The following is a 12,093-nucleotide window of genomic DNA, read 5'->3' on the forward strand; positions in this document are numbered from 1 at the left end:
AATCGACATTTATTTATTAACGGCACGGTCCACTGATTATGATTAAGGGCAGCATAGTAGCAATCGTCACACCGATGTTCGAGGATGGAAGCCTGGACAGGGACAGCCTGCGCCAACTCCTCGACTGGCATGTGGCGGAAGGTACGGACGCAATCTGCATCGTCGGCACGACCGGCGAGTCGGCCACCGTGAGCCCGGACGAACACTGCGAACTGATCAAGCTGACCGTCGACCACATCGCCGGCCGCATTCCGGTCATCGCCGGCACGGGCGGCAATTCGACGGTCGAAGCGATCGCGCTGACCCGCCACGCCAGGGAAGTCGGCGCGGACGCGTCGCTGCAAGTCGTCCCGTACTACAACCGTCCGTCGCAGGAAGGCATGTATCGCCACTTCAAGGCGATCGCCGAATCGACCGACCTGCCGGTGATCCTGTACAACGTGCCGGGCCGGACCGTGGCCGACATGAGCAACGAGACCGTGCTGCGCCTGGCCGCCATCGACAACATCATCGGCATCAAGGACGCGACCGGCAACCTGGCCCGCGGCATCGAACTGCTGCGCGACATTGACCGTTCGTTTGCCGGCAAGGGCAAGTCGTTCGGCGTGTTCTCGGGCGACGATGCGAGCGCACTGGCGCTGATGCTGTGCGGCGGCGCCGGCAACATCTCCGTGACCGCGAACGTGGCGCCGCGCGCGATGGCCGAGATGTGCAAGGCCGCGCTGAACGGCGAGGCTGCCCGCGCCATCGAAATCAACAACAGCGTCCTCGAACTGCACAGCAAGCTGTTCGTCGAGCCGAATCCGGTGCCGGTGAAATGGGCGCTGGCCGAGATGGGCAAGATGCCGGCCGGGCTGCGCCTGCCGCTGGCCCCGCTGTCCGCGCAATACCACGACACCGTCCGCACCGCGCTGCGCGCTTCCGGCGTCCTTTGATTACCAGCTTTAACGATATGACGAATCGCAAGATGATGACTTCCACCGCAGCCCGCACCGTGGCCCTGACCGCCATCGCGTTGAGCCTGGCCGCGTGCACGACCGTGTTCGAATCGGACAAGGTGGACTACAAGGCTTCCAAGAAAGCGGCACCGCTGGACATTCCGCCCGACCTGACCCAGCTGCAGAAGGACAACCGCTACGCCGTGCCGGATGGCAAAGGCATCGCCACCGCGTCCGGCTTCCAGCAGCAGCGCGGCGCCGCACCGGCCATCGCGGCCGCGTCCGGCGAACAGATCGGCCAGGTGCCCACCGACACCATCCGCATCGAGCGCAACGGCAACCAGCGCTGGCTCGTGATCAAGGAAACGCCGGAACAACTGTGGCCGCAACTGCTGGAGTTCTGGCATAACTCGGGCTTCACCGTCGAGACCGAGTCGCCGCAGACCGGCATCATGGAAACGAACTGGGCCGAGAACCGCGCCAAGATCCCGCAGGACTTCATCCGCCGCACCATCGGCAAGGTCTTCGATTCGGCGTATTCGACCGGCGAGCGCGACAAGTTCCGCACCCGCCTGGAGCGCCGTCCGGACGGTTCGACCGAGATCTACATCAGCCACCGCGGCGCGGAAGAAGTGCTGACCGGTCCGCAGAAGGAGCAGGCCACCTGGACCGCGCGTCCGAACGATCCGGAACTGGAAGCGGAATTCCTGGGCCGCCTGATGGCCCAGCTGACCGGCACCAAGGTCAAGGAAGCAACCGCGTTCGTGACGAACGCGCCGCTGGAACCGCAGCACGCCAAGCTGGAAGGCAGCAAGGTCGTCGTCGACGAAGGCTTCGACCGCGCATGGCGCCGCGTGGGCCTGGCGCTGGACCGCGTCGGCTTCACGGTGGAAGACCGCGACCGCGTGCAGGGCATTTATTTCGTGCGCTACGTCGATCCGGACGCGGTCAAGAAGGAAGGCTTCTTCAGCAAGCTGTTCGGTAGCGAAGACAAGAACAAGGAAGCGCAGAAATACCGCGTGATCGTGTCGACGGCACAGGGCGCGACCTCGACCGACGTGACCGTGCAGACGAACGACGGCAAGCCGGAAACGTCGCCGACCGGTGCCAAGATCCTCAAGCTGCTGGCGGACGAGCTGAAATAATCTGGTTTAGCCTGCATGAAAAACCGGCCCGCGTGGCCGGTTTTTTTATCGGTCCAATTCTATGTAAAAGCAATGGACGTAAAAAAACCGGCCCGCAGGCCGGTTTCTTTAGCGCAATTCGAATTACTTCGAAGCAGCCGGAGCAGCAGCAGCCGAAGCGGCGTCAGCAGCAGCCGAAGCAGCCGAAGCAGCAGCCGAAGCGGCCGAAGCAGCAGCGTCAGCAGCGGCCGGAGCAGCCGGGGTAGCGGCAGCGTCAGCAGCCGGAGCGGCCGGAGCAGCAGCCGGAGCGGTGGTCTCAGCAGCCGGAGCCGCCGGGGTCACGGTGGTTTCTTCTTTCTTCGAGCAGGCAGCCAGAGCAACAGCCAGCAGGGAAACGATCAGCAGAGATTTTTTCATGGTTTTTCCTTAATTAATTCAAAAGGGTGGTGCGATGAATAATTACCGGTAATTATCGCTCGTCAGGAATTCTCTTGTTTGTATACTTTGGAAAAAGTGCCTACAGACAACGGAACCTTCCTAACCCGATATTATAGCCAAATTTACTGAATCGCAATAGAAAAGTCGTGTCAAGACGTAACAGTTGCCAGATCGGGCAAGGTTCATCTTCAAGCAACAGGATACATCTGTCCGTGCGCTAGTTCTCATAGAGAAAACCAAGCCAAAACGAGTATTTACAGACCGGAAACACTGGCCTGCATACCAGCTTGTGATTCTGCCCAAATGGCGTCAAAACGCAGGCGCGACAGCTCGGTTTGTTGCGGTGCGTCAAAGACCGCCTCACCGCGCAGGTGATCGCTGTGAAAGCGCCGCACGATGTGCAGGTCGTCCGCGATGCAGAACGAATCCGTGAGCGCGCGCAGCGCCCGCGGCGTGCGCCGGCATTCGATGCCGTGCGCATGATCGCGCAGCAGGCGCAGGAACCTGGGCGCCTCCCGTTCCAGGTGCGCGGGATCGTGCAGCGCCAGCCGCAGGCGGCCGCCGGCGTGCAGGAAGCGGCGCAGTGCCGCGTCCGCGTCCGGCGCGCCCAGCCGGAACAACGTAAAGTCCGGATCGAACATGACGAGCGTCGCCCGTGCCCGTGTCCATACCTCGCCCAGTTGCTGCTGGAATGCGGCGCGGGTGTCGAAGGACGCGTTCATGTCAGCCGAGTTCGATCCAGCCGTCCTGGTACCAGGTGTACAGCGCCTCCAGCACGTCGTCCGACGCCTGGTCGAGCAGACTGCCCGCCAGGGCCCGCTCGTTGGCGAGCACGTCCAGCACGACCTTGTCCGCGCGCCCGACGGCGAACGATTCGCCGTTGATGAACACGTGCTTGCCGCGGTAGAGCATCAAGGTCTTGGGGGACAGCTTCAGGCCCTTTTTCGCCGCCTGTTCCATGAAGCGGCCCACCGTCAGCGGCTTCGCGACCGGCGTGAAGAACACGTTGTGCTTCGGCTCGGACAGGTATTCGCCCATGAAGATCGTGACGTCTTCCTCGTCCCAGCGCACCTTGTTCAGCTCTTCGGTGACGGTGGCCAGCATGTCGCGCGGGATCTCGGCCGGGTTCTTCGCGGGCTGCAGGCCCGGGTCGGCATAGCGGCCCGGCAGGTCGATGGAGTCGGCCATGAACTGCAGGAAGGCTTCGCCCAGTTCCTGGAACGACGGCGAGCGGAAGCCGATCGAATACGTCATGCATTCGCCCTCGGCGACGCCGTCGTGCGCGTAGTGCGGCGGCAGGTACAGCATGTCGCCCGGTTCCAGCACGAACTCTTCTTCCGGCTCGAAGTTGGCGAGGATCTTCAGCGGCAGGCCCTCGACCAGCGCCAGGTCCTGCTGCGCGCCGATGCGCCAGCGGCGCTTGCCCTGCGCCTGCAGCAGGAATACGTCATAGGAATCGAAATGCGGACCGACGCCGCCGCCGTCCGTCGCATAGCTGACCATCAGGTCGTCCAGGCGCGCGTCCGGCACGAAACGGAACTGGCGCAGCAGGGCATCGGCCTTCGGCTCGTGCAGGTTGACGCCCTGCACGAGCATGGTCCATTCGCGCTGCGTCCTGGACGGCAGTTCGGCCAGCGGGCCGTGCTGCATGTCCCATTGACCGTCGGTGAGCGTCACGAGGCGCGATTCGACGTGGTTCAGTTTGGCCAGCTCGGCCAGCTTGTCGACCTTGAGCAGCGGTTTGAAATCGGGGATGGCCTGACGGATGAGCAGGGGTTTCTTGTGCCAGTAATCGCGGAGGAACTGGGCGGGCGTGATATTGCCGAGGAGCTGTAATTTTTGCATATCCCATTATAACCAGGCTGGTAAACTCGCTGCCTAAAGGGGCCTCGAAAAACCGTAGCGAGCGGAAGCAGTGTTGGTCGAGAAGCGCAGCCGTACTAACGGTACGGCCGGTCCGCCGTTGCGGAGCATCGCAGACCGACAATGCGACGCGCAGTAGGTTTTTCGAGGCCCCCGGGTATAATCGAGACCTTACCCACGAAAGGATGTGCAATGAAGATTGCCCAGAACACGGTTGTGTCGGTCAACTATAAACTGTCCGACGCTCAGAACAACCTGATCGAAGACGGCGCCCAGCCGATGGTCTACCTGCACGGTGGCTACGAGAACACGCTGCCGAAGATCGAAGAAGAGCTGGACGGCAAGGACGTGGGTTACACGTCGACCATCCAGATCGAGCCGGAAGACGCGTTCGGCGACTACGATCCGAACCTGGTGAAGGTCGAGGACCGCAACCGCCTGCCGGAACCGATCGAAGTCGGCATGCAGTTCGAAGGCATGGCCGAGGGCAGCGACGAAGAGCCGGTCATCTTCACCGTCACCGAAGTGGCCGACGACAAGGTCGTGCTGGACGGCAATCACCCGCTGGCCGGCATGGCCCTGCGCTTTGACCTGTCCGTGATCGACGTGCGTGCCGCCACGCCGGAAGAGATCGCGCACGGCCACGTGCACGGCGCCCACGGCCATGACCACGGCCACGGCGAGATCGACGACAGCGAAGAGGGCGACCACTTCCGTAGCCAGCCGCTGCAATAATTACCCACGCACGCGGTGCGCCTCGACCCGGCTGCGGCCGGGTCGTCAGTCCTTCCTTGCGCCGTTCGCCGTCTCGACCTTGCGGGGATCGACCCTGAACAGGGTCTTCGTCTCCGGATTCACCACAACCTCCAATGCATCCGCGCCGGCCGCCAGATGGCCGACATTGCCGCGCCATTCGATGACGGGTCTTGCACGCATGCGCGTACCGTCGACGAGCAGCACCTTGCCCGGGAATTTCTGCGCCAGCGACAGGATCAGCCGGCGCGGCTCCGCGAAGCCGTCGTTGTCCGGCACGGCGCCGCGCAGCAGGGCGCGCAGGCCCGTCGGCTGCGACAACGCCTTCACGTCGCCTTCGGAAAACAGCACTATCGCTTCCAGCTTGTCGCGCCTGGCGATGGCGAACAGCCGGTGCAGCCAGAAGCGGTTCGCGACGAGCCGGTCCTCGTACTCGCTGTTGCGGCCCGCTTCGTTCAGGTAGTGGTTGTTATTGGCCGGCATGTTGACGGTCGCATACAGCACCTTGCCGACTGACCAGTGCGCATTTTCCGCATAGCTGCGAAAGCGCGGGCTCATCGACAGGCGCGTCAGCGGCAGCTTGCGCGCGCCCAGCGTGGACGGCTCGCCGTAGAACAGTTCGCGGATGCGGTTCATGCGCTCGATCGCATTCGTCCGGCCGGCGCTGTTGCGGCATTCCGTCCAGTCGCTGCCGGCCGGCAGCACGATGACGGGCCGGCGCGCATCGTCGATCAGCTCGCGCCGCTTCTGGTACAGCTTGTCCGTGCACGGCTCGTTCGCACCCTTGATGCCGGTGACGACCAGGAAGGCGACGTCCTTGTCGTCATTGTCGGCGAGCGCCTGCTTGAGGCGTTTTTCGCCGCCATCGGTAAAACCGTGGCCGATGATGGCGAAACGGTGCGCATCATCGTCGCGGGCGTCCGCGCGCGCGCCGCCCGCCAGCGCGCAGGCGAGGACGAACAGGAGAAGCGAACGGCGTCGCGGCATCGTCAGGCCGAGGCCAGCCGCTTGAGCTCGTACAAGCGTTCGAGCGCTTCGCGCGGGGTCAGGGCATCGGGATCGATGGCGTCCAGCAGCGTCAGCGCGGGCGACTCGGCCGCCACGTGCGCCGGCGCCGGTGCCGGTGCGGGCGCGGCTTCGGCGTCGCCTTCGTCGCACGGCGCCGGCGCGAACAGGTCGAGCTGCGGCGTCGCGTCGAGCGCCTGCGCTTCCAGCCGCGCCAGGTGCTTGCGCGCGGCGCGGATCACGCCGGGCGGCACGCCCGCCAGCTGCGCGACCTGCAGCCCGTAGCTCTGCGACGCCGGGCCGTCCTGCACGGCATGCAGGAACACGATGCTGTCCTTGTGCTCGACGGCCGACAGGTGCACGTTGACCGCGCTCGGATGCTGTTCCGGCAGCTGCGTCAATTCGAAGTAGTGCGTGGCGAACAGCGTAAAGCTGCGGCTCGTCTCGATCAGGTGGCGCGCGATGGCCCACGCGAGCGCGAGACCGTCGAACGTCGACGTGCCGCGGCCCACTTCGTCCATCAGCACGAGCGAGTGCTTGGTCGCGCCGTTCAGGATCGTGGCCGATTCCGTCATCTCCACCATGAACGTCGAGCGGCCGTTGGCCAGGTCGTCCGACGCGCCGATGCGCGTGAAGACGCGGTCGATGGGACCGATCGTCGCGCTCGTCGCCGGCACGTAGCTGCCGACATAGGCCAGCAGCGTGATCAGCGCGACCTGGCGCATGAACGTCGATTTACCGCCCATGTTCGGGCCCGTGATCAGGAGCAGGCGGCGGTCGTTGGACAGCTTGCAGTCGTTGGCGATGAAGCGCTCGATCTGGTTCTCGACGACCGGGTGGCGGCCTTCGACGATGGTGAGGCAGGGCTCCCCGACCAGCTGCGGCATGCACCAGTTGTTGCGCACGGCGTGGGCGGCGAGGGCGGTGATGGTATCGAGCTGCGCGATGCCGGACGCGATGCGCTGCAGGCACACGATGTGCGGCGCGAGGTCGGCCAGCAGCAGCTCGTACAGCAGTTTTTCGCGCGCCAGCGCGCGGTCCTGCGCGGACAAGGCTTTATCTTCGAACGCCTTCAGTTCGGGCGTGATGTAGCGTTCGCAGTTCTTCAGCGTCTGGCGGCGGCGGTAATCGTCCGGCACCTTGTCGGCCTGGCCGTTCGTGACTTCGATGTAGAAGCCGTGCACGCGGTTGTACTCGACGCGCAGGTTGGCGATGCCGGTGCGCGCACGCTCGCGCGCTTCCAGGTCGACGAGGAACTGGCCCGCGTTTTCCGACAGCGCGCGCAGCTCGTCCAGCTCGGCGTCGAAGCCGCGCGCGAACACGCCGCCGTCGCGCACCATGGCGGCCGGCTCCGTCGCGATGGCGCGTTGCAAGAGGTCCGCGCACGCCTCGGGCACGGCGATGGCGTCGTGGATGTCGCGCAGCAGGCACGAGTCGCCGGGGATGAAGCAGCGCGCCACCTGCTCGCGCAGCGCGGGCAGCTGGGTCAAGCCGTCGCGCAGGCTCGCGAGATCGCGCGGACGCGCCGTCAAGAGCGCGATGCGGGTCGTGATGCGCTCGATGTCGGGCACGTGTGCAAGGGTCGCCGACAGGTCGTGCATGGCCTCGCGCTGGGCTAGCGCCTCGATCGCTTCGTGGCGCGCGCGGGCCACGCGCTGGTCGCGCTTCGCGTGGTGCAGCCAGTGGCGCAGCAGGCGCGAACCCATCGCCGTGCGGCAGCCATCCAGAAGAGAAAACAGCGTGGGCGACTCGTGGCCGCGGATCGTCTCCGTCAGCTCGAGGTTGCGGCGCGTGGACGCATCGAGGCCGATGAATTCGCTCTCCGATTCGACCGCGAGACTCTTCACGTGCTGCAGGCCGCGGCCCTGCGTGGCCTGGGCATAGCGCAACAGCGCGCCGGCCGCGCCGAACGCGGCGCCGAGACCGTCCGCGCCGAAGCCGGACAAGGTGGCGACGCCCAATTGGTCGAGCAGCGCCTTGTGGCCGTGCACGACGTCGAAATGCCAATCCGGCACGCGCGCGGTGTGGCCGACCGGCGATTCTTCGAACAGGTCGGCGCCGCCGTCGGCGCGCAGCACTTCGGCCGGCGCGATGCGTTCCAGTTCCTGCACGAGGCGCACGGCAGCCGCCCGGGCGTCGCCCGCGAATTCCATCAGCCGGAGTCCCCCGCTGGCGAGCGACATCCACGCGAGACCCGTCGTGACCACCTTGCGGTTCGCGACCGTGCACACCGCGAGCAGGGGACGCTCGGCCTTTTCGGGCAGCAGGTCGGCATCCGTCAGCGTCCCCGGCGTGACGACCCGCACGACCTTGCGCTCGACCGGACCCTTGCTCAGCGCCGGGTCGCCGATCTGTTCGCAGATCGCGCACGACTCGCCCAGCTTGACGAGCTTGGCGAGGTACGGGTCGAGCGAGTGGAAGGGGACGCCCGCCATCTTGATCGGATTCCCGCCCGAGCTGCCGCGCGCCGTCAGGGTGATGCCCAGGATGCGCGCGGCCTTCTCGGCGTCCTCGAAGAACAGCTCGTAGAAGTCGCCCATCCGGTAGAAGACGAGCATCGTGGGGTAGTCGGCCTTGATGCTCAGGTACTGCTGCATCATCGGGGTGTGCTGGCTTTTTCCGGGTTTGGTAACTTCTCGGTCTAACGGCATGTTGTCGTCTAACTTCATGATTTTGTTGCGGATTCCTTGGGCTCGTGCGGCTCTCGATCGCATGGCGATTACGGATCGGCGTAGGGAGAGTGATGCACTCGATACCAGGGCGGCCGAGCAGCTGTCGGCAGACGTGCACTTTACCATGCCCCACCGGTCGACCTGCGGTGCGAGATGCAGGGTCGGCAAGTATACGTGAAAAGCCACGCCGAGCCTACGTCTGGACGCGTGGAACCGACAATCCGGGCGTGCTCGGGGGTGTACTGCAGAGCGGACCCGCACGTGGTCGCGCGGTTTGAAGAATTGATGGATCAACGACTGGATGTCGACACGTCCTTGTTCCGCAGAATGGATTCGCGGTAACCCGATGGGTCCATGCCGTAAGCCTGCCGGAACGCCCTGGCAAAGCTGCTGCGGCTGGCATATCCCGTGTTGCGTATGACCTGGTCGATGGACATATTGCCCGCCGCCAGGTCGGCCGCGGCCTGGCGCATGCGCACCTCCCGCAGGACAGCCATCGGCGAACGTCCGATGACGTTGGTAAACCGGGCCACGAACGCCGACCTGCTCAAGCACGCGGTCTCCGCCAACGTATGGACGGTATGCCCCTTGCCCGGCTGGGCGACCATGTCCGCGAACACACGTGCGACTTGCGGGTCGCTCAGCATGGCAAAGCGTTCGATCCAGACATTCATCGAACTCAGCGACTTGCGCACCAGGGCGATGATGACCTGTTTCAGCAACGCGCCGGTCATCGCCCCGTAACCGATTTCTTGCGCTACCAATTCGTCCATCGCGCATTTGAGCTTGACGTCCAGCCGATCGTCAGCACAGAATTTTTCCACGATCGGTGCCGTCAGGGTTTCGAACAAATCCATCGACGCGCCGTACAGGGTTCTGAAATAGCCGCATATCAGGACGGTTCGCGGCCCTTCATTCCCCGCCGTGAAGCGATACACCGAATCGACGATGTTCATGTGATCGGCTCCGGTGACCGGTTCGGTTGCGCCAGGCGACTCGTCGCCTTTGATGACCTCCAGCCGGAACGGACAATCGGGAGGCACGATGACGAGTGTATGGGGCTCGACTTTTACTGGCGCCTCGTTTCTCAGGTACATGAGCCCTGTGCCCTCGAGCACGTAATGAATGCCCGGACACGGGTGGCCGCCCATGACGAGGTTGTATCCCGGGCTGACCAGACATTCCGCGAGTGTGACGATCTGGACGTCCAGCGCCGCGATCAATCGGCTCAAATCCGCTGTCGAGATAGTGGGGACGGACTTCATTGACACCTTCCTTGTCGCACTGCCTGTTCCGTTCAAAAGGCCGACATCATGCCAGAATCCGGCCGGACTTGAGCCTTGCGGGGATTGTAGCGTCACCTTTCACAGCGGACCGTCGTATTCGCCGCGTGCCGGGTAATCCTTTGTGATCGCGAAGTCGATCGCCTGAAGCAGTTCCGAGAACAGCGGACGGGCAAACGGCATCGTCTGGACCGAGCCGTAATACAGGGTGCCATCGGGCCGTACGAGAAACACGCCCGGTTCCGAGAAGAGGGGCGGCTCTTCGATGCCGATCGACGATGTGCCGCGCGACGAGGAAATGTAGAGGCCCCATCGACGCGCGACGGCAAGCGGCAGCGAATGTCCGACCCGGAGATGGCCCGCACCGACCTTGCGTGCCATGTCCCGGGCTCGCTCCGGCGTGTCGGAACTGATCGCGATCACGCTGGTGCCGCGACGCTCGTACTCGGATAGCAGCGACCCGAGTTCGCGCAGGTACTTGAGGCAAACCGGACAATGAAGGCCGCGGTAAAAGACGAGTAACGTGAACTGGTCGTGTACGTTGTCTGCGAGATCGAACTCGCCATGATCGAGCGTCGGAACGCGAAGTTCAGGCACCAGTTGCCGAGGTAGCAGCATTGCTTTTCCTTTTAGGTTTCATTCCGGGTGAATCGTTCCATCGCGCCGCCTTCTGCGTGTCGGCGCAGACGGCGGCGCGAACTCGCGGCGATCAGATCGAACCGGCCGGCGCGACGGCGGGGAAATCCTTCTCGGGATCGAACACGTTGTTGAAGAAGTTCGTCAGCGAGTACATGGCCACCAGCGCGACGATTTCCATGGCGTTCGCATCCGTGTAGCCGGCAGCGCGCACGGCGTCCAGGTCGGCGTCGGCGACGTGGCCGCGCGTCTCGATGACCTTGCGCGCGAACTGGACGGCGGCGTCGCGCTTCGGATCGTTCGCGTGGCCCTTGCGCGCGAGCAGGATGTCGGCGGCCGGAAGCCTGGCCATGTGTTCGGCCGTGAAGCTGTGCACCGTCAGGCAGTAGTTGCAGCCGTTGACTTCCGAGACCGCGAGGCCGATGCTGTCGCGCGTCTTCACGTCGAGCGCCTTGCTCAAGGCGCCGAGCAGTGTCGCCCAGGCGTTGAACGCGATCGGGCTCTGCGCGAACGCGGCCATCATGTTCGGCGTGAAGCCGATATTCTTCGTGAAGGCGTCGAGGGTCGGTTTCGATTCGGCCGGCACGTGTTCCGGCGTGAGCGCTGCGGTTCTTGCCATCATATTCTCCATCAAGTGAGTCACTGGTTTCATCGGATCGGGGGCCGCCGTCGGGCGCTGTCCCCGTGTGGTTTGAGCCTCTACTGTAGGCGTGTCTGCTTCGCGCATCGAGACCGTACCTGCTCAATAAACTGCTCAAAAAGATCAGTCGGCCGGCGCATCCCGGCCGCCACCGAGGGCGCGGATCAGGGCGACTGTCGTGATCGCACGGTTGCCGCGCAGTTGCACGGCGCTGCGTTCGACCGTGGCAGGTTGCGCTGCGCGTCGAGCGGGGCGAGACAGCTGGAGCGGCCCGCGTCGTACAGCCTGTACTTTCGATAATAGGTGCGCCTGATCTCGTCCTGGCTGCGGGGCGGGTCGGCGAAAACGTGCGCCGGCGACAGTAGCGGCGTGATCGACGTGGTCTCGATCCTGACCACGTGGTCGACCGGGTATTCCGGGCCGTTCATCGTCCGGACCCGGTCCGCGATCATCGAATACGCGGCGTCGCCCGGCGCCAGTACCTGCGCACGGCCCTTGAAGCGGTAGCCGCGCCGCTCGAAGATGTCGACGACGTTGATGTCGACGGCGGGATTGCGCTTCAGGTTCGTGACCGTCGCGGGCGATGCGATATCGGCGAAATAGAGCACGCCCTGCACGACGGTGAGCGACGCCTTGGGCGAGAGGTTGGGCGTGCCGTCCGCGTTGACGGTCGCGACGAACGACAGTATCGCCCGTTCAATGATCGCCTCCATGTCGGCGGTAATATCGCGCATGGCCGTC

At 64.5% G+C, this 12,093-nt stretch carries 11 protein-coding genes and 2 pseudogenes; 3 read left to right on the forward strand and 10 right to left on the reverse strand.

What is annotated here, in order from left to right:
• Positions 1–38: 38 nt before the first annotated feature.
• Entirely contained in the window at positions 39–935 is an 897-nt protein-coding gene (gene dapA / locus ACEN9H_RS05500; RefSeq protein WP_371767625.1) for a 4-hydroxy-tetrahydrodipicolinate synthase, read from the forward strand.
• Between the two features lie 32 nt (positions 936–967).
• Positions 968–2,083 carry an outer membrane protein assembly factor BamC gene (gene bamC / locus ACEN9H_RS05505; protein ID WP_200948782.1) on the forward strand — a complete coding sequence of 372 codons (1,116 nt, stop codon included), beginning with the start codon at positions 968–970 and terminating at the stop codon, positions 2,081–2,083.
• A gap of 123 nt (positions 2,084–2,206) precedes the next feature.
• On the opposite strand, the gene ACEN9H_RS05510 is transcribed toward bamC, so the two are convergent.
• From ACEN9H_RS05510 to ACEN9H_RS05520, 3 genes are all read right to left on the reverse strand, one after another.
• Positions 2,207–2,479 carry a hypothetical protein gene (locus ACEN9H_RS05510; protein ID WP_082439717.1) on the reverse strand — a complete coding sequence of 91 codons (273 nt, stop codon included), beginning with the start codon at positions 2,477–2,479 and terminating at the stop codon, positions 2,207–2,209.
• Between the two features lie 275 nt (positions 2,480–2,754).
• Positions 2,755–3,222, reverse strand: a complete 468-nt coding sequence (locus ACEN9H_RS05515) for a hypothetical protein (RefSeq protein ID WP_413674040.1) — start codon at positions 3,220–3,222, stop codon at positions 2,755–2,757.
• A 1-nt stretch (position 3,223) separates the two neighbouring features.
• Positions 3,224–4,345: a JmjC domain-containing protein gene (locus tag ACEN9H_RS05520; protein ID WP_413674041.1), complete on the reverse strand. Its 1,122-nt coding sequence runs from the start codon at positions 4,343–4,345 to the stop codon at positions 3,224–3,226.
• A 210-nt stretch (positions 4,346–4,555) separates the two neighbouring features.
• Between ACEN9H_RS05520 and ACEN9H_RS05525 the strand changes: the two genes are divergently transcribed.
• Positions 4,556–5,098 (forward strand): FKBP-type peptidyl-prolyl cis-trans isomerase, encoded by a 543-nt coding sequence (locus ACEN9H_RS05525; protein ID WP_056136636.1) that lies wholly within the window; start codon positions 4,556–4,558, stop codon positions 5,096–5,098.
• A gap of 45 nt (positions 5,099–5,143) precedes the next feature.
• Here the strand turns inward: ACEN9H_RS05525 and ACEN9H_RS05530 are convergent, their stop codons facing one another.
• The 7 genes and pseudogenes from ACEN9H_RS05530 to ACEN9H_RS05560 all read right to left on the reverse strand — a co-directional run.
• Positions 5,144–6,103 (reverse strand): hypothetical protein, encoded by a 960-nt coding sequence (locus ACEN9H_RS05530; RefSeq protein WP_413674042.1) that lies wholly within the window; start codon positions 6,101–6,103, stop codon positions 5,144–5,146.
• A gap of 2 nt (positions 6,104–6,105) precedes the next feature.
• Positions 6,106–8,772 (reverse strand): DNA mismatch repair protein MutS, encoded by a 2,667-nt coding sequence (gene mutS / locus ACEN9H_RS05535; RefSeq protein ID WP_413674043.1) that lies wholly within the window; start codon positions 8,770–8,772, stop codon positions 6,106–6,108.
• Positions 8,773–9,083: 311 nt separating this feature from the next.
• A complete protein-coding gene (locus tag ACEN9H_RS05540; protein WP_413674044.1) occupies positions 9,084–10,058 on the reverse strand; it encodes an AraC family transcriptional regulator in 975 nt (324 codons plus the stop codon).
• Positions 10,059–10,157: 99 nt separating this feature from the next.
• Positions 10,158–10,694 carry a peroxiredoxin-like family protein gene (locus ACEN9H_RS05545; RefSeq protein WP_413674045.1) on the reverse strand — a complete coding sequence of 179 codons (537 nt, stop codon included), beginning with the start codon at positions 10,692–10,694 and terminating at the stop codon, positions 10,158–10,160.
• Positions 10,695–10,785: 91 nt separating this feature from the next.
• Positions 10,786–11,331 carry a carboxymuconolactone decarboxylase family protein gene (locus tag ACEN9H_RS05550; RefSeq protein WP_160410260.1) on the reverse strand — a complete coding sequence of 182 codons (546 nt, stop codon included), beginning with the start codon at positions 11,329–11,331 and terminating at the stop codon, positions 10,786–10,788.
• A 144-nt stretch (positions 11,332–11,475) separates the two neighbouring features.
• Positions 11,476–11,636 (reverse strand): annotated as a pseudogene (locus ACEN9H_RS05555) (RND transporter); the annotation flags it as partial.
• Positions 11,637–11,831: 195 nt separating this feature from the next.
• A pseudogene (locus tag ACEN9H_RS05560) lies at positions 11,832–12,086 on the reverse strand (pyridoxamine 5'-phosphate oxidase family protein); the annotation flags it as partial.
• Positions 12,087–12,093: the final 7 nt, after the last annotated feature.

The sequence above is a fragment of the Massilia cellulosiltytica genome, assembly GCF_047325105.1.
Lineage (GTDB): Bacteria > Pseudomonadota > Gammaproteobacteria > Burkholderiales > Burkholderiaceae_D > Telluria > Telluria orientalis.

Excerpts from the sequence above, each read along its gene's own strand:
- ACEN9H_RS05525 (WP_056136636.1), top strand. The coding sequence starts at position 4,556 with ATGAAGATTGCCCAGAACACGGTTGTGTCGGTCAACTATAAACTGTCC.
- ACEN9H_RS05550 (WP_160410260.1), bottom strand. The coding sequence starts at position 11,331 with ATGGCAAGAACCGCAGCGCTCACGCCGGAACACGTGCCGGCCGAATCG.
- ACEN9H_RS05510 (WP_082439717.1), bottom strand. The coding sequence starts at position 2,479 with ATGAAAAAATCTCTGCTGATCGTTTCCCTGCTGGCTGTTGCTCTGGCT.
- ACEN9H_RS05520 (WP_413674041.1), bottom strand. The coding sequence starts at position 4,345 with ATGCAAAAATTACAGCTCCTCGGCAATATCACGCCCGCCCAGTTCCTC.
- mutS (WP_413674043.1), bottom strand. The coding sequence starts at position 8,772 with ATGCCGTTAGACCGAGAAGTTACCAAACCCGGAAAAAGCCAGCACACC.
- ACEN9H_RS05540 (WP_413674044.1), bottom strand. The coding sequence starts at position 10,058 with ATGAAGTCCGTCCCCACTATCTCGACAGCGGATTTGAGCCGATTGATC.
- ACEN9H_RS05530 (WP_413674042.1), bottom strand. The coding sequence starts at position 6,103 with ATGCCGCGACGCCGTTCGCTTCTCCTGTTCGTCCTCGCCTGCGCGCTG.
- ACEN9H_RS05515 (WP_413674040.1), bottom strand. The coding sequence starts at position 3,222 with ATGAACGCGTCCTTCGACACCCGCGCCGCATTCCAGCAGCAACTGGGC.
- dapA (WP_371767625.1), top strand. The coding sequence starts at position 39 with ATGATTAAGGGCAGCATAGTAGCAATCGTCACACCGATGTTCGAGGAT.
- ACEN9H_RS05545 (WP_413674045.1), bottom strand. The coding sequence starts at position 10,694 with ATGCTGCTACCTCGGCAACTGGTGCCTGAACTTCGCGTTCCGACGCTC.
- bamC (WP_200948782.1), top strand. The coding sequence starts at position 968 with ATGATGACTTCCACCGCAGCCCGCACCGTGGCCCTGACCGCCATCGCG.